Origin of the sequence: uncultured Mucilaginibacter sp. (assembly GCF_937859865.1) — a bacterium.
Taxonomy (GTDB): domain Bacteria; phylum Bacteroidota; class Bacteroidia; order Sphingobacteriales; family Sphingobacteriaceae; genus Mucilaginibacter_A.
On record NZ_CALMAT010000159.1, the window covers coordinates 1 to 20,470 of the forward strand.

At 43.7% G+C, this 20,470-nt stretch carries 20 protein-coding genes and 1 riboswitch; of the genes, 13 read left to right on the forward strand and 7 right to left on the reverse strand.

Annotation, left to right across the window (positions count from 1 at the left end; translation table 11 throughout):
* Positions 1–1,032, reverse strand: a 1,032-nt coding sequence (locus tag Q0192_RS17165; protein WP_299291425.1) for a sodium/proton-translocating pyrophosphatase, incomplete at its 3' end; no start/stop codon positions are given.
* Between the two features lie 288 nt (positions 1,033–1,320).
* Between Q0192_RS17165 and Q0192_RS17170 the strand changes: the two genes are divergently transcribed.
* Genes Q0192_RS17170 through Q0192_RS17180 form a run of 3 tightly spaced genes read left to right on the forward strand, consistent with a single transcriptional unit; the run spans position 1,321 to position 4,526 of the window.
* A complete protein-coding gene (locus Q0192_RS17170; RefSeq protein WP_299291427.1) occupies positions 1,321–2,742 on the forward strand; it encodes an amino acid permease in 1,422 nt (473 codons plus the stop codon).
* On the forward strand, positions 2,735–4,150 hold the full coding sequence (gene dacB, locus Q0192_RS17175; protein ID WP_299291429.1) for a D-alanyl-D-alanine carboxypeptidase/D-alanyl-D-alanine-endopeptidase: 1,416 nt from the start codon (positions 2,735–2,737) through the stop codon (positions 4,148–4,150). The genes Q0192_RS17170 and dacB overlap by 8 nt, the downstream gene beginning before the upstream one ends.
* 40 nt (positions 4,151–4,190) lie before the next feature.
* Positions 4,191–4,526: a hypothetical protein gene (locus Q0192_RS17180; protein WP_299291432.1), complete on the forward strand. Its 336-nt coding sequence runs from the start codon at positions 4,191–4,193 to the stop codon at positions 4,524–4,526.
* Positions 4,527–4,548: 22 nt separating this feature from the next.
* Here the strand turns inward: Q0192_RS17180 and lepB are convergent, their stop codons facing one another.
* Positions 4,549–5,640, reverse strand: coding sequence for a signal peptidase I (gene lepB, locus Q0192_RS17185; protein WP_299291433.1), 1,092 nt, complete (start codon positions 5,638–5,640; stop codon positions 4,549–4,551).
* A gap of 191 nt (positions 5,641–5,831) precedes the next feature.
* On the opposite strand from lepB, the gene Q0192_RS17190 reads away from it, so the two are divergent.
* Positions 5,832–6,047: a DUF2945 domain-containing protein gene (locus Q0192_RS17190; RefSeq protein ID WP_299291434.1), complete on the forward strand. Its 216-nt coding sequence runs from the start codon at positions 5,832–5,834 to the stop codon at positions 6,045–6,047.
* A gap of 180 nt (positions 6,048–6,227) precedes the next feature.
* On the opposite strand, the gene Q0192_RS17195 is transcribed toward Q0192_RS17190, so the two are convergent.
* On the reverse strand, positions 6,228–7,184 hold the full coding sequence (locus Q0192_RS17195; RefSeq protein ID WP_299291436.1) for a DUF6515 family protein: 957 nt from the start codon (positions 7,182–7,184) through the stop codon (positions 6,228–6,230).
* Positions 7,185–7,489: 305 nt separating this feature from the next.
* On the opposite strand from Q0192_RS17195, the gene Q0192_RS17200 reads away from it, so the two are divergent.
* The 6 genes from Q0192_RS17200 (at position 7,490) to Q0192_RS17225 (ending at position 13,391) form a co-directional block, all read left to right on the forward strand.
* Entirely contained in the window at positions 7,490–10,072 is a 2,583-nt protein-coding gene (locus Q0192_RS17200; protein ID WP_299291438.1) for a zinc-dependent metalloprotease, read from the forward strand.
* A gap of 137 nt (positions 10,073–10,209) precedes the next feature.
* Positions 10,210–10,815 carry a hypothetical protein gene (locus Q0192_RS17205; RefSeq protein ID WP_299291440.1) on the forward strand — a complete coding sequence of 202 codons (606 nt, stop codon included), beginning with the start codon at positions 10,210–10,212 and terminating at the stop codon, positions 10,813–10,815.
* Between the two features lie 154 nt (positions 10,816–10,969).
* Positions 10,970–11,977 carry a biotin synthase BioB gene (gene bioB, locus Q0192_RS17210; RefSeq protein ID WP_299291442.1) on the forward strand — a complete coding sequence of 336 codons (1,008 nt, stop codon included), beginning with the start codon at positions 10,970–10,972 and terminating at the stop codon, positions 11,975–11,977.
* 261 nt (positions 11,978–12,238) lie between these two features.
* On the forward strand, positions 12,239–12,838 hold the full coding sequence (locus Q0192_RS17215; RefSeq protein WP_299291444.1) for a peroxiredoxin: 600 nt from the start codon (positions 12,239–12,241) through the stop codon (positions 12,836–12,838).
* Between the two features lie 3 nt (positions 12,839–12,841).
* Positions 12,842–13,153, forward strand: a complete 312-nt coding sequence (locus tag Q0192_RS17220) for a thioredoxin family protein (RefSeq protein WP_299291446.1) — start codon at positions 12,842–12,844, stop codon at positions 13,151–13,153.
* Positions 13,134–13,391: a hypothetical protein gene (locus Q0192_RS17225; RefSeq protein WP_299291448.1), complete on the forward strand. Its 258-nt coding sequence runs from the start codon at positions 13,134–13,136 to the stop codon at positions 13,389–13,391. Before Q0192_RS17220 ends, Q0192_RS17225 begins: the two co-directional genes overlap by 20 nt.
* 103 nt (positions 13,392–13,494) lie before the next feature.
* Here the strand turns inward: Q0192_RS17225 and Q0192_RS17230 are convergent, their stop codons facing one another.
* The gene (locus tag Q0192_RS17230; RefSeq protein ID WP_299291450.1) at positions 13,495–14,625 is read right to left on the reverse strand and encodes an AI-2E family transporter; all 1,131 of its coding nucleotides are present in this window, start codon (positions 14,623–14,625) and stop codon (positions 13,495–13,497) included.
* Between the two features lie 233 nt (positions 14,626–14,858).
* Complete coding sequence (locus tag Q0192_RS17235) at positions 14,859–16,319, reverse strand: isocitrate/isopropylmalate family dehydrogenase (RefSeq protein ID WP_299291452.1); 1,461 nt, start codon at positions 16,317–16,319, stop codon at positions 14,859–14,861.
* A 114-nt stretch (positions 16,320–16,433) separates the two neighbouring features.
* Here Q0192_RS17235 and Q0192_RS17240 point away from each other — a divergent pair, with 114 nt between their 5' ends.
* Together Q0192_RS17240 and purE are read left to right on the forward strand one after the other, a co-directional pair.
* A complete protein-coding gene (locus tag Q0192_RS17240; RefSeq protein ID WP_299291454.1) occupies positions 16,434–17,573 on the forward strand; it encodes a 5-(carboxyamino)imidazole ribonucleotide synthase in 1,140 nt (379 codons plus the stop codon).
* A gap of 125 nt (positions 17,574–17,698) precedes the next feature.
* Positions 17,699–18,214, forward strand: coding sequence for a 5-(carboxyamino)imidazole ribonucleotide mutase (gene purE / locus Q0192_RS17245; RefSeq protein WP_299291456.1), 516 nt, complete (start codon positions 17,699–17,701; stop codon positions 18,212–18,214).
* 169 nt (positions 18,215–18,383) lie between these two features.
* On the opposite strand, the gene Q0192_RS17250 is transcribed toward purE, so the two are convergent.
* Entirely contained in the window at positions 18,384–18,872 is a 489-nt protein-coding gene (locus Q0192_RS17250; protein WP_299291458.1) for a hypothetical protein, read from the reverse strand.
* 56 nt (positions 18,873–18,928) lie between these two features.
* Positions 18,929–19,492, reverse strand: coding sequence for a YqgE/AlgH family protein (locus Q0192_RS17255; protein ID WP_299291460.1), 564 nt, complete (start codon positions 19,490–19,492; stop codon positions 18,929–18,931).
* Positions 19,493–19,687: 195 nt separating this feature from the next.
* Positions 19,688–19,883, forward strand: a riboswitch (cobalamin riboswitch).
* A gap of 113 nt (positions 19,884–19,996) precedes the next feature.
* On the opposite strand from Q0192_RS17255, the gene Q0192_RS17260 reads away from it, so the two are divergent.
* Positions 19,997–20,470, forward strand: a 474-nt coding sequence (locus tag Q0192_RS17260) for a TonB-dependent receptor plug domain-containing protein (protein WP_299291462.1), incomplete at its 3' end; no start/stop codon positions are given.

Sequence of the window (20,470 nt, forward strand, 5' to 3'; positions counted from 1 at the left end):
GCCGCGGATGCTCATCGTTTCGGGCAGCAACCACCGCACAGCAAAAAAAGTAGCGATGGCGGTTAGCACGATTGACATCCAATTGCCTAAGTTCAATGCGCTTTGCACGCTGTCGGTCTCCTTTTTTATCCTAACAAAAGAAGCACCAACAATGGAAAAAATCAATCCCAAACCGGCAATCAGCATCGGCAACAAAATTGGCGCGATGCCGCCGAAATTATCTTGGGAAACGATTTCTCGACCTAAAACCATCGTCGCCAGCATTGTTGCTACATAAGAACCAAATAAATCTGCGCCCATTCCGGCTACATCGCCCACGTTATCGCCAACGTTATCGGCAATGGTGGCCGGGTTCCGCACATCATCTTCCGGTATTCCGGCTTCTACTTTTCCTACCAGATCCGCGCCCACATCAGCCGCTTTGGTATAAATTCCTCCGCCAACACGGGCAAACAAAGCAATGGATTCGGCTCCCAGAGAAAATCCGGCCAAAACATCCAAGGCTTTTTGCATGTCTTTTCCATTCACACTGCCGCCGGTATTTACCACATAAACCTGGTAAAAAACGATAAACAGCGAACCTAAACCGATGATAGCCAATCCGGCAACGCCCAAGCCCATTACCGTTCCGCCGGTAAAAGAAACTTTTAAAGCTTGTGCCAGGCTTGTTTTTGCCGCTTCTGTTGTGCGCACGTTGGCTTTTGTTGCGATACGCATCCCCAAATAACCTGCAAAAGCTGAAAACAACGCGCCCAGCAAAAACGAAATGGCAATAACCGGGCTGGAAGTTTCGACCGTTGTGCCGGAATAGCCTAATAAAACCATGGCCAGAGCTACAAAATAAGCCAGCACGCGCCATTCCGAACGTAAAAAAGCCATGGCGCCATCGGCAATGTAACCAGCCAATTCAGTCATTTTTTCGTCGCCGGAGATTTGTTTGCTTACCCAGGCCGACTTTTTGGCCATAAATAAAAGCCCGACCACGCCAAACAGCGGGATCAGGAAAACTAAATTTTTGTTTAGAAATTCCATAAATAAGATGAATAAGAGGTTTATAAAGATTGGTAGCGAAAACTAAGAATTATAAAACAGCTTGGCAATAGGTTGAGGGAAAATAATTTGGGGAAAGCTTTCAGCAGTCAGCATTTAGCTTTCAGCTTTCAGCTTTCAGCAATCGCCTATTAACCATGATCCATGAACTATTATTCATTAACTAATTTTTATGGCATAAAAGAAGCATCAAAAATTTATGAATTAAATCGAGTTGGCTCCTAAAAATGTGGTTTTTTTAAATAGCTTCGGAAAATTTAGTTTTTGCCAATGAACAAAGAAAACGAAGGACAGGAAATGAAACGCGAACTCGGGCTGCTGGACGCAACCATGTTGGTGGTTGGTTCGATGATTGGTTCGGGGATTTTTATCGTAAGCGCCGATATTACCCGAAGCGTGGGCAGCGCGGGCTGGGTTATTTTGATTTGGGTAATCAGCGGTTTGATTACTTTGACAGCCGCGCTAAGTTATGGCGAGCTTTCGGCCATGTTTCCAAAAGCCGGCGGCCAGTACGTTTACCTCCGCGAAGCGTACAATAAATTTGTGGCCTTTCTGTTTGGCTGGTCAACTTTTACCGTGATTCAAACCGGAACCATTGCAGCGGTTGGCGTTGCCTTTGCCAAGTTTTCGGCTTATATTTTTCCTTCGGTCGGGCCGGATCATATTTTGTTTTCCTTCGGGAAGTTCCAGTTCAATGCCGCGCAACTGCTTTCCATATTGATGATCATTTTGCTGACCTGGATCAACAGCCACGGTGTAAAAAACGGCAAGATCATCCAAACGCTGTTTACCATCACCAAAATATTGTCGCTTTTTGGGCTGATTATTTTTGGTTTGACAACGGCTTTTCGTTCCGAAATCTGGCATGCTAACTGGGCCGAACCCTGGAAAATGCTCGAATGGAAAACTGATTCGAACACCGCAATTGCCATTGGCGGAAGTGCTTTGTTTGCCGGCATTATTTCGTCCATGGTTGGTTCTTTGTTTTCCAGCGATGCCTGGAACAACGTTACTTTTATTGCTGGTGAAATCAGGAACCCAAAACGGAACATCGGTTTAAGCTTGTTTCTGGGAACGCTGATTGTTACCGTAATTTATATTCTCGCCAATATCATGTACACCGCCGTTTTGCCGATGGTTGAAATTGCACACGCACCTGCCGACCGTGTTGCGGTTGCTGCTTCGCAATATATTTTTGGCACTTCAGGAACCATTATTATTGCTGTGATGATTATGATTTCAACTTTTGGTTGCAACAACGGTTTGATTTTGGCCGGCGCAAGGGTTTATTATACGATGGCACAAGACGGGCTTTTCTTCAAACAAGCCGCACACCTAAACCAGTTTGAAGTGCCGGGCTGGGGTTTGTGGGCGCAATGTTTATGGACTTGTTTGCTTTGTTTATCAGGAACTTATGGCGCGCTGCTGGATTATGTGGTTTTTGTAGTGCTGATATTTTATATTTTAACCATTGCCGGTATTTTTATTCTTCGGAAGAAAAGGCCGGATGCCGAACGCCCGTACAAGGCCTTTTTATACCCAGTTTTACCTGCTTTATATATCATTGCAGCGGCTGTAATTTGTATCGGCTTATTAATTTACAAAACTGATACCGCCGGTTACGGCTTGCTGATCGTTTTACTTGGCATCCCGGTTTATTTTATTTCACAACGCAACCTGAAAAATGCCTGATAAAAGAAGCATACTGTTTTTATACCTATTTTTTTGGTGTGTCAATCTCCATGCACAAAGTTTAAACCAGAAGTTACAAACGGCTTTTAACCATTTAGAACGGGATTTACAATGCAAATATGCTTCCCTGTCCTTAACTGTTTTGGATGCTGAAACAGGCGAAACGGTATTTGCAGCACATCCCGAAATGGGTTTGGCGCCTGCATCAACTTTAAAAACCGTTACTTCTACCACAGCTTTTAGTTTGTTGGGAAAAGATTTTCAATACCAAACTACGTTGGGTTACAACGGAACGGTTGCTGCAGATGGCACTTTAAACGGCGATCTGATTATCAAAGGCGGCGGCGACCCGACTTTGGGAAGCTGGCGTTACGGTTCTTCCAAAGAAAACACAATTTTAAAGATTTGGGTGGAAGCCATCCGCCAGGCAGGAATCAAAAAAATCAACGGAAGGATTATAGGCGATGATGCCTTGTTTGGCACTCAAAAAATTCCCGATGGTTGGATTTGGCAAGATTTAGGCAACTATTATGGTGCCGGGACTTCGGGTTTATGCTGGCGCGAAAACCAGTATGATATTAAACTGCAAACCGGAAAGGTTGGCAGTAGGGTAAGGATTGTTAAAACAATTCCGGAAATGCCAAATTTAAACTTTCAAAGCGAATTGCTAACCGGAAGTGCCGGAAGCGGAGACCGTGCTTTTGCCTATTTACTTGATAAAAACAGCATCGTTTACCTTCGCGGCACTTATGCCAATAATTTGGAAAAACGAAGCATTGCTGCTGCCACGCCAGATCCGGCTTATGATGCAGCTTTTCGGTTGGCCGATACTTTAAAAAGGCTGGGAATTGATTTGAAAGGAACAGCAGCATCAACCCAAACCTTAACGGCAGCGCAAAAACCATTGCCGGAAGCAACGCAAATTTTATCCAATATTGCCTCACCTAAATTAAGCGAAATTATATTTTGGCTGAACAAAAAGAGCATTAATTTATACGCAGAACAACTGCTGAAAACGCTGGCCTGGAAAGCCGGAAAGCCGGTTACCACTGTAGATGGCGTACAGGTTTTACAGGATTTTTGGAAAGCAAAAGGCATAGATTCAAACGCTTTAAACATTGTTGATGGCAGCGGGCTTTCTCCCGGCGACCGTGTAACTACGCAAACAGTAGCGCAAATCCTTTCATCTGCAAAAAAAGAAAGCTGGTTTCCGGATTTTTATAAAAGCCTCCCTATTATCAACGAGATGACGATGAAAAGTGGTAGCATCAGCAATGTGCAAGCGTATGCCGGTTATCAAACCAAAAACGGCCGCAACCTGTGCTTTTCCATTATTGTTAATAATTACAGCGGAAGCAGTTCGGGCATTAAGGCAAAAATGTTCCGGATTTTGGATGAGCTGAAGTAGGAAGAAAAAAAATAAATTTCAGCCTTTCGGCAACCTTTTGTTGCTTGTATTAACGTTTTTTTTCGTTGATGAAAAAGAACCAAAAAATCAAGACAAACCTGATCCCTCCGGGCGTTTTGTCCGGCCTTTCCGCACCTGGGCGAAGACCTGCTGCTTCGGAATGCAGGGTGGACGAAAAATAGCCGATAAAAGAAGCATTGAACAAACACAAGTAGCGGCAAGAAAGGGAAACCTGCAAGGTAGCCACCCAGGAGCGTGGGGAAGAATGCCGCCCGGAGGCGATCCGGCATTCTTGATTTTTTGGTTCTTTTTGATCAAGCAAAAAGAACGGACAAGGAAAAAACTATTTAAAAAAGGCCCTTCAAGCCCAGGATGACGAGGCTCGGATTATCAACAACCTACTCAATCACCTTTAAAATCCTCTCCCACCTGATTTTATTGAACCCTGTTGCCGCGCTGTCCGTACTCATCCAGGTTATCATCGCTTTGCCTATAATATGGTCTTCGGGTACGTAGCCCCAAAAGCGCGAATCGAGCGAGTTATGCCGGTTGTCGCCCATCATCCAGTAATAATTCATTTTAAAAGTGTAACTGTCAGCTTTTTTACCGTTGATTAAAATATCTTTTCCTACTGTTTTTACCTGGTTATTTTCATATTGCGCAATGGCCGTTCTGTACAAAATCAAGGTAGAATCGTTCAGCGGAATGGTCATTCCTTTTTTCGGCAAAACAAGTGGGCCGAAATTGTCTTCGTTCCACTTAAAACGTTCGTTGTGCGGAAAAACTTGCGCGTTGTACTCGCCTTTATTTTCCACAATGGGTTGGATGGATTTGATGTTTGAATAGCTTTTTAAAACTGCCAGGTTTGCTGTCGGCACAATCATTTCAAATGTGTTTTCTGCCAATTGCTGGCGGATTTCGATGTGCAAATCCTCAAAAATTTTCGGGTTCATTTCCCTTCCGTTGGTTTTTACTTCGTAGGAAGTTTGGGCGTTTGGTGCATTCGGGTTTGCTTTTCCGTTGATAAAAACCTGTCCGTTTACAATCGTCAACAAGTCGCCCGGCAAAGCCTGGCAGCGTTTGATGAGGTTGGTACGCACATCAACCGGCTTGTCCACTTCTTCGGGTTTGTTAAAAACCACCACGTCCTGGTTTTTTATTTCGGATAATCCCGGCAAACGAAAATATGGCAGTTTAATGCCGTCCCAATACGTTTTGATGCTGTCGTTGGTCAATGTTGATTCTAAAAACGGAACGGCAACCGGCGTAAAAGGCATCCGCGCACCGTAACTCATCTTGCTCACAAACAAATAATCTCCGGTAAGCAATGAACCTTCCATTGAACCGGAAGGAATGGCATAAGCCGAAAAAACCAGTCCGCGGATGATGGTTGAAGCCACAACGGCAAATAAAATTTCATCTATCCATTCGCGGGTTTTACTTTTTTTAGGTTGGTTTTCCTGTTTTTTAGTTCCTGATTTCCAGTTCATATAAGGTTTAGTTTTTAGGTTGAAAAATGAGAAGTCTCAGCTTAGATGTTGAAACGAGCAGGTTGTTACAGCGAACACAAAAAAAGATGTGCTAAAAGAAGCATCAGGTTTTGGCATTAATGTTTATCAGCCTAAAACCTTTTTTCGATTAGTTACCTTATTGATGTAAAAACGATCAAAACCAAATCAACATGAAAAAAGGAGAAACAGTACACTGGAACTACGGCAAAGGCGAAGGCGAAGGCAAGGTAGAAGAGATTTTTACCGAACCGGTTGAGAAGAAAATCAAAGGCACCACCGTAAAACGCAATGCCAGCAAAGAAGAACCTGCCGCACTGGTAAAACAGGAAAACGGCAACGAAGTGCTAAAATCGGAAAGCGAGTTAAAAAAGGGAAAAAAGGATTGAGTGTAAGTTATCAGCTTTCGGCTATTAGCAATCAGCTTTTTGCATAGCTTGCTAATTTGATAGCTAATAGCTGACTGCTAAAAGCTGATTCCCGAAATGCTTCTTTTACCACTAAAAAAATAAAACCCGGCTGTACATAACAGTCCGGGTTTTTATATATTTAGTTTGTGGAGGCGAAATTTAAGGATTGGTAACTGCATCAGCACCATCTTCTGCCGGTGGCACGCCAACTACTTTAAAAATGCGGTTGTCGTCGGAGTTATCTTCCTGATAATAAACGCCGTCTGGGGAAACAAAAAGTTTTTCACCATTGATGGTAACCTTGCGGCTATCAGCAGGGATAGAATTTACAACATCGCCAACACGAGGCAAACTCACCTGTTGCTGCGCGGTGTTGTTATCTGGTTGCTGCGCGGTGTCGTTATCGTTGTTGTAATAATGTTGCTGATCGTTTTGCGGGCCTGCATTATTGCCATCGGTGTTTAAAACACCATCTTTTCCGGCAACGCGGTAGGCTTTTTTACCGTTTTCGTCAACCACTTTTTGGTAATACACGCCTTGTTTTTCAAAATACTGCTGTCCGTCAATTGTGATTTCGTTCGTACCTCTTGGCAAACGCGGAACTAAAGCACCAACCGGCGGGGCAACAACTTCATAACCGCCACCATTGTAATCACGATAAAACAAACCGTCGTTATTGTAATAATAAGGATAGCCACCGTAGTTAAAAGAAAAGAAGCCAAAAGGCAAAACGCCGATGCGCAAACCAATACTTGGATAATAGCTGCGGTAGTAAGCGCCGTAGCCAAAGCCATAATAAGGGCGATAAAAACCGCCATAATAAGGGCGGCCATAATAACTACGGTAACCATAATTAGGGCGAATAGCCACGCCGCCGCGAATACCGCCAAAAGTTCTGCCGGGTGCATAACGAGGAACTGAAGCAATACGGTTGCCACCACCAAAACTGCCATGGAAACCGCCGCTTATCCTGGCGCCACCGCCAAAACTACGACCACCGCCTCCAAAACTACGTCCGCCGCGTTGGGCTTCGGCCGGAGAAAAACCTGCTAGCATTATCGCGCAGGCGAACAGCATGTACAGGGCAATTTTTCGGATTGAATTTATCTTTTTCACTTGATTGTTTATTTTATCTGAACTTGTATGTATAGATAGACTATCTTAAATTTTAAAAGTTTATTCTGTTCTACATTTTGTTTTTTGTAGCGATAAAACCAAGCCGAATGGGTTTTATTAAGATGGAAAAACACTTTCCCGCTCAAAAAGCAATGATTTTATGCCGGTAAAAACAGTATCAAGGAAACAGTTTTAAATACCGGGCAAACCATGTTTTGTGTAACTATAAAGTTATACAGTATTTTACGCGCTAAGCAAATCCCTCAACTTAAACTTTATAAATTTAGCAGCATAAAAACAGCATTATGAAGAAACTTTTTACACTTTTACTCTTGCTTTCCGTTGGCGTAAACGCATTGTTGGCGCAATCACGGCCGGCAGATTCTGTCCGCCGTACCGCTTTTCCTACCGGTTTTGCCGGAAACGTAACCCGTTCTCAGCCTAAACCTTACAAAACCGTCATTACCGAAAAAGCCATTACCCGCAGGGGCTTGTTTAAAACCCACAAAGTAGAAGACAAATATTACTTTGAAATTGGCGACAGTGTTTTAAACCGGGAAATTTTGGTAGTCAGTCGGATTTCAAAGGCCGGTGCCGAAGTCCGTGCCGCTTCCGGTTATGCCGGCGATCAGATCGGCAGTTCGGTGATCAGTTTTGAAAAAGGGCCGGGCAACCGTATTTTTATGCGGAAGATTTCTTACAGCACTTACAGTCCGGATAGTACCAAGTCTATGTACCAATCCGTGCAGCGGTCCAACATCCAGGCTATTGCTGCTGCTTTTAACATTGCGGCTTATTCTCTTGATGAAAAAGGAAGCGTGATTGATATGACCGATTACATCAACGGCGACAGCGAGGTATTTTACTTTAGCTCGGCAGCGGCCAAATCGCGTATCCGTTTGGGCAGTATCCAGGCCGACAGAAGCTACATTTCCAACGTTAAAAGTTTCAGGAACAATGTAGAGATCAACACGGTAAAAACGTATTCGCTTACCGCGCCGCAAAGTTTTGGCCGGGGTGCTTTGCCAACCACGCCAACGCCCGGCGGCGGTACCGGTGCTAATGCCGGCAACGGATCAGCAACTGTTGAACTGAATACCTCTTTGGTTATTTTACCAAAAAAGCCCATGCAGCCGCGCTTTTTTGCTCCGCGCATCGGTTATTTTCCGGTTGGTTATACTGATTTTGATGCCAACCCGCAAGGGATCAAAGACATCCAATTGATCAAACGCTGGCGGCTGGAAGTAAAGCCGCAGGACATGGCCAAATACAAACGCGGCGAACTGGTAGAACCGGTAAAACCAATTGTGTATTATATTGATGCCACTACGCCAAAAAAATGGATTCCGTATTTGATAGCTGGTGTTAACGACTGGCAAAAAGCGTTTGAAAAAGCAGGTTTTAAAAACGCGATCATCGGCAAAATGGCGCCCTCGGCAAAAGAAGATTCGACCTGGAGCATTGATGATGCCAACCATTCGGCCATCGTTTACAAACCTTCGGAAACTGAAAATGCAAGCGGCCCAAGCACGGCCGACCCAAGGAGCGGCGAGATCATCGAAAGCCATATCAACTGGTACCACAATGTGATGAACTTGCTGCATTCCTGGTACATGATCCAAACGGCAGCGGTTGACCCGCGGGCACGAAAAGTGGTTTTTAGTGATGAACTGATGGGCGATTTGATCCGTTTTGTGTCTTCGCACGAAGTTGGCCATACGCTGGGTTTGCGCCATAACTTCGGCTCCAGCTCCACAGTTCCGGTAGAAATGCTTCGCAATAAAGCTTTTGTAGAGGCTAACGGGCACACACCTTCCATCATGGATTACGCGCGTTTCAATTACGTTGCCCAACCTGAGGATAATATCAGTCCGAAAGGTATTTATCCAAGAATCGGCGATTACGATAAATGGGCGATTGAATGGGGCTACAAAGTGATGCCGCAATACAAAACCGTAGAAGAACAAACTTCGGCATTAAGTAAAATAGCCATAGAACGTTTGAAAGACAGAAGGTTGTTTTTCGGAACAGAAAGCAACCCGGACGACCCGCACTCGCAAAGCGAGGATTTGGGCGATAACGCGATGAAAGCCAGCATTTACGGCATTAAAAACCTGCAACGCATTTTGGTAAAATTACCGGAATGGACGAGCCAAAAAAACGAAGGCTACGATAACCTGGAAAACATGTATAACCAATTGACCGCCCAGTTTAGCCGTTACATGGGCCACGTAGGCAAAAATATTGGCGGCATTTATGAAAACCCGAAAACAGTAGAACAAACTGGTGTGGTTTATGAGTATGTGCCGGCATCAACCCAAAAAGAAGCCATGCTGTTTTTAGACCAGCAATTGTTTACCACGCCAACCTGGATGCTGGACCGAAAGATTTTGAGCGATATTGGCCAAAGCCCGGTGCAGGTGGTTTACAAATTGCAAAACAGCACTTTAGACCGTATTGTAACCAACCACAATTTGTATAAGTTAATTTCGGCAGAAGCAGCAAACGGCAACAGCGCTTACAAGATCACCGATTTTTTTGGCGACATGCAAAACTCAATTTTTAAGGAATTGAAAACCAATCAGCCAATTGATGTTTACCGCCGCAACTTGCAAAAAATGTATGTGGCCAAACTGATTGAATTGATTAAACCGGCAACTGCACCAACAGCAAACCCTTTTGCACAAGCTGGCGGCGGAAGAAGGGAAACGTCAACACCTGATCCGGAGAAAGAAGATACGGACGTAATGTCGGTTGCCAAAGCACAATTGCGCAGCATTAATGCGCTGATCAAAACTTCTTTGCCAAATACTTCCGATAGTTTAAGCAATTACCATTTGCAGGATTTGAGCGACCGGATTGAACTGGCGTTGAACCCGAAAGGATGATTGAGGTGTGAGGTATCAGGTTTGAGGTATGAGTTGAAACGGAAACTTGGTTATCAAGGCAGGTCATTTTTTGGCCTGCCTTTTTTGTTGATGCTTCTTTTATCGGTAAATTCTTTGTACGTTTAAGCTAACCTTTTATGATACCTTTAAAAGCTGTTTTTTACTGCTTTTATTGCGTAAATTTTCTTTTTGTTGTTGCTCATCGTTTTTTAAAAGAAATGCCGATAGAAAAATTAAAATGTCGATTTCTAAAATCGCTCAAAACCTTATCCCTATTTCTGCTTTTTTTGCTGTTGTTAATTTCATGTAACAAAGAAAAATTGACCAAACCTACCCAAACTGGTGCCAATACTTTTTCCTGTAAAATTAATGGCAAGGTTTACGTGGCAAAAACAAGCCTTTTTTCTCCTGGCCTTACAGGTGGTTTGCGCGGTGCGTCTGGAAGATATGAATTTGAAGTTGAGGCAATAATTTATAGTGATGGAAATAAAGCCAGCTATACTATCGACTTAGGAGTTTCCCCAAATATTTCCGAAGGTACTTATCCGATAGCATCTTGCACTGTTTCCCCTGGTGGTAATGGTTTTGTTATGTATAATGCAAGTCCAGCTAACATAAACTTTACGCATATTGATTATGCACAAAGGATTATCTCCGGAACTTTTTCTTTTACCGCAGTAAATACAACAAATGCCAATGATGTTATTTCTGTTACTGATGGTCGGTTTGATATGAAAAATTAAAAGCATATTAAACTTTGCTTTTTTGTTGATGCTTCTTTTATCCACTAAAAATTGTCAGCCTTTCACATCAGCCTCGAAAAAATCTATAAATTACAGCAAGCATTTATCTAAATTTGCCGCATACTGTTTTTATCACCTAAAAATTAATTTGTACATGACTGAGATCAGAAACAACTGGACGAAAGAAGAGATTGCAGAAATTTACCACACACCGCTGCTGGATTTGATTTACCAGGCAGCTACGGTACACCGCGAAAATAAAGATTATGCCGAAGTCCAGATCAGTTCTTTGATCTCCATTAAAACCGGTGGTTGCCCGGAAGATTGCGCTTATTGTCCGCAAGCCGCACGCTACAATACCGGCGTAGATGTTCATGCGATGATGCCAAAAGACGAAGTGATTGCCGCTGCCGAAAAAGCAAAAGCTGGCGGCGCTTCGCGTTTGTGCATGGGCGCGGCCTGGCGCGAAGTGCGCGACAACCGCGATTTTGACAAGGTAATTGAGCTAGTAAAAGCAGTAAACGAACTGGACATGGAGGTTTGCTGTACACTGGGAATGCTGAACGAAGCACAAGCCCAACGCCTGGCCGATGCCGGTTTGTATGCCTACAACCACAACTTGGATACTTCGGAAGACGATTACAAACGCATCATCACGACCAGAACTTACGACGACCGTTTGCAAACTTTAGAACATGTACGTAAAGCAAAAATTACGGTTTGCAGCGGCGGCATTATTGGTTTGGGCGAAACTGTGGAAGACCGGATTTCGATGCTGAAAACCTTATCAAATCTCCCAAAACATCCCGAATCTGTGCCGATCAACGCTTTGGTTCCGGTAAAAGGGACGCCATTGGCCAATCAGCCGCGGGTTTCTGTTTGGGACATGGTCCGGATGATTGCCACCACCAGGATTATCATGCCAAAAACAGTAGTCCGACTATCTGCAGGAAGAACCGAAATGAGCACGGTAGAACAGGCTTTGTGTTTTATGGCCGGTGCCAATTCATTATTTGCCGGCGATAAACTCCTCACCACGCCAAACCCTTCTTTCGATACCGATATGGCGATGTTTGAGCTGCTGGGCCTGAAACCCCGTAAAGCCTTCAAAAACGGCAGGCCGCAACAGGAACCGGTTTCGATGGAAGCATCAATTTTATAGTGCTAAAAGAAGCATGCGCTTTGTCATTTCGTGCTGAAGGAAGAAATCTTATTCCAGTTTTATATTTATCGCTTTGAAGAAGATTTCTCCCATTGGTCGAAACAGCAAAGCAAGGTAAATTGCTGTGTCTGCTTTTTGTAATTATCGTTTTTTGGTGGATAAAAGAAGCACTCTGCATAAACGCGATCTGCATAATAATGCGAAATTTGCGACAGATTAAAAATTTTGTTACAAATAATTAAACATTCAGATCAGGTTATTATGAAGAATTCAAAAGTAGGCAATAAATTTCCGGACATTACCGTAAATGCAATGGACGAAATGGGCGATGCCTACAAAATTAACGTGCTGCAAAAAGCCATCAACGAAAACAAAAAAGTGCTTTTATTTTGGTACCCAAAAGACTTTACTTTTGTTTGTCCGACAGAAATCCACGCTTTCCAGGCTGCTTTAGAGGATTTCAAAGCTAAAAATACGTTGGTCATTGGTGCTTCCTGTGATTCGGCCGAAGTACATTTTGCCTGGTTAAGCACGGCTAAAGATAACGGCGGCATCGAAGGCGTAACTTTTCCGCTGCTGGCTGATACAACCCGCAAACTGGCTTCAGAATTAGGCATTCTGGACGAAGAAGATTTTGTTACCTACCGCGCCACGTACTTAATTGACGAAGAAGGAACAGTTTTCCACGAGAGCATTAACCACATGCCGCTTGGCCGCAATGTAAACGAGTATTTGCGTTTGGTGGATGCTTACACGCACGTGCAAACGCATGGCGAGGTTTGTCCGGCAAATTGGGAAGAAGGAAAAGAAGCTATGAGCGCAACCACCAAAGGCGTGGCCGAATATTTACAAGCCAACTAAGAAATGACAGAATTAACAACCGATACGTTAGGCAGCGTTGTTGCAGCCAATAAAAAAGTAATTGTACAATATGCGGCTTCCTGGTGTGGCAACTGCCGGATTATGAAACCGAAATTCAAGAAGTTTTCTTCGGAACATGAAGACATGGAGTTTGTGGTGATTGATGCGGAGAAAAATCCGAAATCGCGCAAACTGGCCGACGTGAGCAATTTGCCAACTTTTGCTGCTTTTGTAGATGGCAAATTGTTTAAACAAACCCAAACCAACAAAACAGAAGTACTTAAAGAACTGATTGATGAAACTGCCGGTAATTAAACACGTTTTGGGTTTTGTGGAAACGCACGACCAAGATTGGGTGGTGGAAACCATCGAACTGCTGGAATACATGTCCGAACTTTCTTCCATCAAAGATGAAGAACTGGACGTGATCGGCGAACTGTTATCCAACCTGTACGGTGCTTTAGAAGTTCATCAGGCAATACAACAAGGCACACCGGCCAAAGAAGCGTTGAACCAGTTTATGGGCCGCGTTTTGGGTTCGATTGATCAGTAATACTTCTTTTACCACATAAAAATCAGAAAAACCTAACTTTATAAGTTGGGTTTTTTTGGTTAAAATTAGAAGATAATGCAGTTTTTGCATGATAAAAGAAGCATCAGCTTTCGGGCATTTCGATTTCGGGTTTGTCTTCTTCTGCTACAAAAACCCGGGTTTCCACTTTATCTTCCGGCATAGTTTCATCGCCCAGTAACAGTCCCCAGGGTTGTAAACTATCTACCCGGTCAAAAATGATTTTCAAAACCGCAATTACCGGAATGGATAAAAACATACCTGGTATTCCCCACAACATTTCGCCCAAAATAACGCCCAAAATGGTGATCAGCGCGTTGATGCGTACCTGCGAACCTACAATCATCGGCAGCAAAATATTACTGTCTATTAAATGGATCACCACAATGGTTGAGATTACGAGGACAACGGTGGACGTTGGCGCTGCCGTGCTGATGGTAATGATGGTACTAAGCAGCAAAGCTGAGGCAATGCCAACGTAAGGAATAATGTTGAAAATACCGGTTATCAGTCCAAGCAACAACGCATATTTTACGCCGCCAATCAAAAAAACGGTGCAACTTGCGGTCGAAACAACCATCATCTCCAGCATTAAGCCGGTAATATATTTGGTGATGATATATTTGATGCGTTCTACCACTTCAAAAACAGCGATGGCATTTTCTTTCTTGAAAACGTAAATCAGAAACTGGAACAACAAACGGCGGTAAATCAGCAAGAAAAAAGTATCAATAATGGCAAAAACCCAGAAAAGAAGAATGGACGAAGCCGTTAGCACAGTTATCCCGATGGCAGTTGTGGTGCTTCCGCCGGCAGAAATATTGTTCGTTGCGCTGTCCACAATATTCATTTGCCGTTTAGCGGTTACATTGAAATTATCTTTGATCCAATTTAAAAGTTTATAAAACGATCTTGCCAACTGTGCTTTGATCTGTGGCCAATCGTCCAGCAGGTCTGCAATTTGCGAGCCCAGCAGGTACATCACCAGGGCAACAACGGTCAGCATCATTAAAATTGCCATCATGGAGGCTGCGCTTCGGTGCATTTTGAACCTTAGTTCAAAATACTGGCCAACCGGCAGCAGCAGCAGCGAGAAAAGCATCGAAAAAACCAGCGGACATAGGATGAGCTTGCCTTCGACAACGATAAAACCCAACGCAATTAAGGTAAGCAAGCTGGAAGCCCAGGTGTTTGAAAGTGGTAAGATTTTCTTCAAGGCGATGCTGTTTTAAATCAAAATCGGGTTGCCGGCCTCCTTAACGTAACTGAAAATTTTTTGTTCCGGCCTGATTGGTTTACTGTTGCTAATTTAAAAATATCCGGTAAATTTTAGGGTGGTAAAAGAAGCATCGGCCCAAGCAGGCCAACAAATTTTTTTTTGAAACAAAGAAGCATCCGGCCAATTACAACCGGATGCTTCTTTTACCGCATAAAAATCAGTGTAAAAAATTATTGCCCCTGCGCCAGCGAGTAACCCAGTTTGCCGCCAAACTTTTTCAAAAATTCTATCGAACAAACGTTAATCACCTCGGAAACACGGGAAGCCAAGTCGAAAATATCTTTGGCTGAAAGTTCCTGCCCGTCGTTTTTCTCGTACCGTAAACGCGATTGGTTGGTTAATTCGGTAAAAACAGAACCGGTTGGCCAGGTTTGCGTGCCGCGGTTAGAAATCATGGTCAGTTTAAACTTTTCGTTCAGTTTGCTTTGTGCAAGTTCGGCCAATGCTTTAGGCTGAAGCATGGTTTCCACAAAAATGTCTGCGCCCATTATTTCTTCGGCAATTCCAGGTTCCGTTTCACGGATGATGTTTTGCGTTGGCTTTTCCACAGCAAGCGTTGATTTTACAAAATTTGCTTTGGATGTAGCCACGCCTTTTACCGGTGTTTGGCCGAGGTTTGCAATGATCGCATCAGCAAACTGCTTGGTGTTGCTGGCCGGGATGGTTTTATCGCCAAAATCGCCGGTGTGCACACCTTGCTCCAACGTATAAAGCAAAGCATTTTCTATCGTTGCCGCATTTTGCGTTAAACCCATAAAACGCAGCATTGCTACGCCGGATAACAACAAAGCAGTTGGGTTGGCAATATTCCGGCCGGCAATATCCGGTGCGGTGCCATGTACGGCTTCAAAAATAGAAATAAAATCGCCGATGTTTGCCGACGGCGCAAAACCCAATCCGCCAACCAATCCGGCACAAAGGTCGGATACGATATCACCTTGCAGGTTTGGCAACACCACCACTTCAAAAGTTTCCGGCTTGCTCACCAGTTTCATGCACAAATCGTCCACGATAATATCCGTGGCATAAATTTGCGGGTAGTCTTTCGCGATCTCATAAAAAGTATCTAAAAAAATACCGTCGGTCAGTTTCATAATGTTGGCTTTATGGCCGCAGGCAATTTTGGTATTGCCTTTTCTTTTGGCCATTTCAAAAGCGTATTTGATCACCTGCGCCGAACCGGTACGCGAAATTAAACGGCGGCCAACAGCCACATCATTGGTCAGCATGTGTTCGATGCCGCCGTAAGTATCTTCAATGTTTTCGCGTACGATGGTTAAATTGATCTGGATGCCAGCCCTGGAAAAAACCGTGTCCACACCGTTTAAAGTCCTGAAATCCCGCTGGTTGGCATACGTGTTCCAAACTTTTCGGGCCGTTACGTTGATGCTTTTTACACCTTTTCCTTTTGGCGTTTCCATCGGGCCTTTAAACAAAATGCCCAGGTTTTCGATGGTTTCTTTTGCCAAAGCCGTCATCCCGGTAGAATGGCCTGCATCAAAATACGATTTGCCCATTTCCACAAATTCGTAATCCAACGCAACATCGCTGGCTTTAAAAATGCCCAAAACGGCATCCATAATCTCCGGGCCAATTCCGTCGCCTTTGGCAACTGCTATTTTTGTTTTCATGACAGCTTATTTTGATAAGGAAGCGAATATACAGTTTCACAACAAAAATGTGCCGATAAAAACAGTATTCGGTTTGGGCTAATCCGTAAGTTTGCGTTAAACTTGTACCCTTACATGAAAGCATTTTACGGAGATTTAAAGCTGGGGATTTTGGGCGGCGGACAGTTGGGCCGGATGCTGATCCAGCAGGCCATCAATTATAACGTAACCATAAAAGTGCTGGACCCAGACCGGAACGCGCCCTGCAAAAAACTGTGCGACGAGTTTGTGGTGGGTTCTTTAAGCGATTACGATACGGTTTACAACTTTGGCAAAAAAACCGATTTGCTGACCATCGAAATCGAAAAAGTTAACGTTGATGCGCTGGCACAATTGGAAAAAGAAGGCGTGCTGGTTTACCCGCAATCGCGCATTATCCGGTTGATCCAGGATAAAGGCTTGCAAAAACAGTTTTTTAAGGAGAACGATATTCCGACTGCACATTTCAAAATTATTTCTTCGCCGGAGGAATTTAAAGAAAGCCATTTTCATTTCCCATACATTCAAAAACTGCGGAAAGACGGTTACGACGGCCGTGGTGTTTATAAGATTTTGGACGAAAGTTACCTCGCCAATGCTTTTACAGAACCGAGTTTAATCGAAGAAATGATTGATTTTGAAAAGGAAATTGCGGTGATTGTGGCCCGAAACATCACAGGCGAAACAAAAGCGTTCCCGATGGTGGAAATGGAATTTAACCCGGAAGCGAATTTGGTTGAATTTCTGATCTCGCCTTCGCTGCTGAGTTTTGAAATCCAGCAGAAAGCGCAACAGATTGCGGTTGATATTGCCGAAAAGCTAAACATCGTCGGTTTGCTGGCGGTGGAAATGTTTCTGGATAAACACGGTAATATTTTGGTGAACGAACTGGCCCCGCGCCCGCACAACAGCGGTCACCAAACCATCGAAGGCAATGTAGTTTCGCAGTTTGAGCAGCATTTGCGTGCCATTTTTGGTTTGCCTTTGGGCGATACTTCCGGTTTGCACCATGCCGTGATGGTGAATGTTTTGGGCGAAGCCGGACACGAAGGGCCAGCAGTTTACAAATGCCTGGAAGATGTGGTAAAACTGCACGGCGTTTACGTACATCTGTACGGCAAAGCACTAACCAAACCGATGCGCAAAATGGGCCACGTTACGGTGGTTGATGCCGACCGGGAAAAAGCGGTTGAAAAAGCGAGATATGTGCAGAAGACTTTAAAGGTAGTGAGTTGAAATTGGAGTTGATGGTTAATAGTTGACGGTTCACGGTAGCTGCACCAGTTTATCTCTAAATTTTGATCACGATCAATAAATCCTTTTCTTTTAACTTTCAATTTTTGAACTATGAACTATCAACTATGAACCAACAAATCAAAATCGGCATCATCATGGGCAGCAAATCCGATTTGCCAATTATGCAGGATGCTGCCGACGTGTTAAAAGAATTAGGCGTTCCTTACGAGATAACCGTTGTTTCTGCCCATCGCACGCCTGACCGGTTATTTAATTATGCCAAAGCTGCTGCCGACCGTGGTTTAAAAGTGATTATTGCAGGCGCAGGCGGCGCGGCGCATTTGCCCGGAATGGTTGCCTCATTAACGCATTTGCCGGTGATTGGCGTACCCATCAAATCCAGCAATTCTATTGATGGTTGGGATTCTGTGTTGTCTATTTTGCAAATGCCAAACGGTATTCCGGTGGCAACGGTTGCTTTAAATGCGGCCAAAAACGCTGGGATTTTGGCTGCGCAAATTTTATCGGTTGGCGATGAAACGTTGGTTCAAAACCTTATTCAGTACAAAAACGAATTGGCGCAAAAAGTGGAAGAAGCAGCCGCGGAAATGAAGGCGGACGGTTTTCCCTGTAATTTTTAGGTGATAAAAGGAGTATAGTAATTATCGTCATACACTCATTTCAGAATCTTTCTTGCAGGTTGTAAACTTTTTTAAATAAATGCCAAAATAAGTTAGTCTGACAAATTCGTTAATTTTTACTTGCATTCTCTTTAAATAAAGACAACCGTCAAAAATAAACGTTGTTATTTTATTCAGTTGCCGGTTGAATCATCTCTCGTATAGTAGCCCAGCCAGTCGGGCTTTCCTTATATTTAACATAAACAATCATAGAACGGCCTTTAAATATAAAAGGCTCACCCTTTCCTTTTGGAGTGCCTTTAATAGTAAACAAGGTTTGCTCAATAGCAGTTTCTCCATTGATATACAAGCTTTCGGTTTTATTTTCAACAAAATCAAGGTAAAAACTATCCAATGTCCCCTTTAAACCTGGCCTAAGAGTTTCTCTCCCTTTCTGATAGCTATTGTAACTAACAGCCTTAATCACATCTGGATGATGAAATGCTATAATACGATCCACATCGCCTTTAGAAAAAGCGGCGCGAATAGCAATACTGGTATTTCTTAAAGAGTCGCGTTCTGCCTGAGTTCCGTTGAACTGATTAATAGTTTGTGAATAGGAAGAAAGGGATAAAAGAAATAGCAATGATGCTGCTAAAGCATATATTTTGTTTTTCATAATCTTTTTTATAAATATACTTATTAAAAATTTAAACAACCTCACTAATAACATGCCTAATTCAATTGCGGGTTGGTTGGGAAATTAACGATATGCGCATAACGTTCGCCCAAGTTTTTCACGGCTTGTTTCCACAAACCCTCCTCTTCGCCGTTGAAAACCAGGTCGTTGTTAAACCTGTCCGACACAATCCAGCTATTTCTATCCAATTCTTCATCAAGCTGGTTTGCCTCCCAGCCCGAATAACCTAAGAAAAACTTGATCTCGCTTCTGGAAATCAAATTAAGCTGAAACATTGTTTTTACCGCTTCAAAATCCCCGCCCCAAAAAATGCCGTTGCCCACGGGCAAACCATCCGGTATTTTATCCGGGCAACGGTGCAAAAAATGCAACCGCTCATTGTTGCATGGGCCGCCGTTGAAAAGTTCGGTTTCGGTTTCCGGGAAATCGGTGATCGCATCGTTCATAAACAAGCCCGAAGTGTGGTTCAAAACAAAACCGACCACGCCTTGCCCGTTGCATTCGGTCAGCAAAATTACCGACCGTTTAAAGCCCGGGTCTAACATAAAAGGTTCTGCAATAAGCAACCTGCCGGCCGCCGGTTCTAAGTTGTTTAACATAATTTATCCTCGCAGTTTTATACAAAGTTGCTGATTTTTATGAATGCTTCTTTTATCGGCATAAATTTTTTTTGTTTTAGCAGGAGATTCTATAATGTTGCCACAAAAATAGCAGGCATTGGCAGGTTTTGTTGGAGAAAAATTGAAATGTCGGCTTTTTAAATTTCCCTGTTTCCAAATCCCAAACCAAATCCTACTTTTGCCCCCGCAATTGGTTTCCGGCCTCAACAACCGGGATTAAAAGGGAATCCGGTGCAAAACCGGAGCTGTCCCGCAGCTGTAAGCTCTATCAACTGATGCTGTTTTTATGCCACTATTTTGGGTGACCGAAACGGGAAGGCGAAGCAAAAGGGAGCAAGCCAGAAGACCTGCCTCTCGCAAATAAATTCATAGCTTTCGGGGATTGAAGCTGGAATGTGAATGCTCTTTTTACGGGTGTATTTTCATTTTATGGGCTAATTTTTCTGTTTGCTGTGGGATGGTTTCATCTTCACAACAAAACAATTGAAAAAAAACTTTTACCACATTGCGGCAAGCGTGGCGCTTGCACAAACCGTACTTTATGGTACACCAATTTTCGCGCAGGATTCTACCCGCGTACTCAAAGATGTTGTTGTTTCGGCTACCAAAACCGATCAGAAACAACTCCAAACCGGCAAAGTTATTACTGTCATTACGCAAGACCAGATCGAGCGCAGCCAGGGCAAAACCGTAGCGCAACTATTAAGCGAACAAGCTGGAATTATCGTGAGCGGCGCAAGCAGCAACCCCGGTTTAAACAAAAGCATTTTTATCCGCGGTGCGGCCAGCGGTTTTGCCGTTACGCTGATTGACGGCGTTTTAGTTGGCGACCCTTCTTCCACCGGCGGTACTTTTGATATCCGTTTGTTCCCGATTGACCAGATCGAGCGGATTGAGATTATCAAAGGCGGACAATCTACGTTGTATGGCTCTGATGCGGTTGCCGGTGTCATCAAC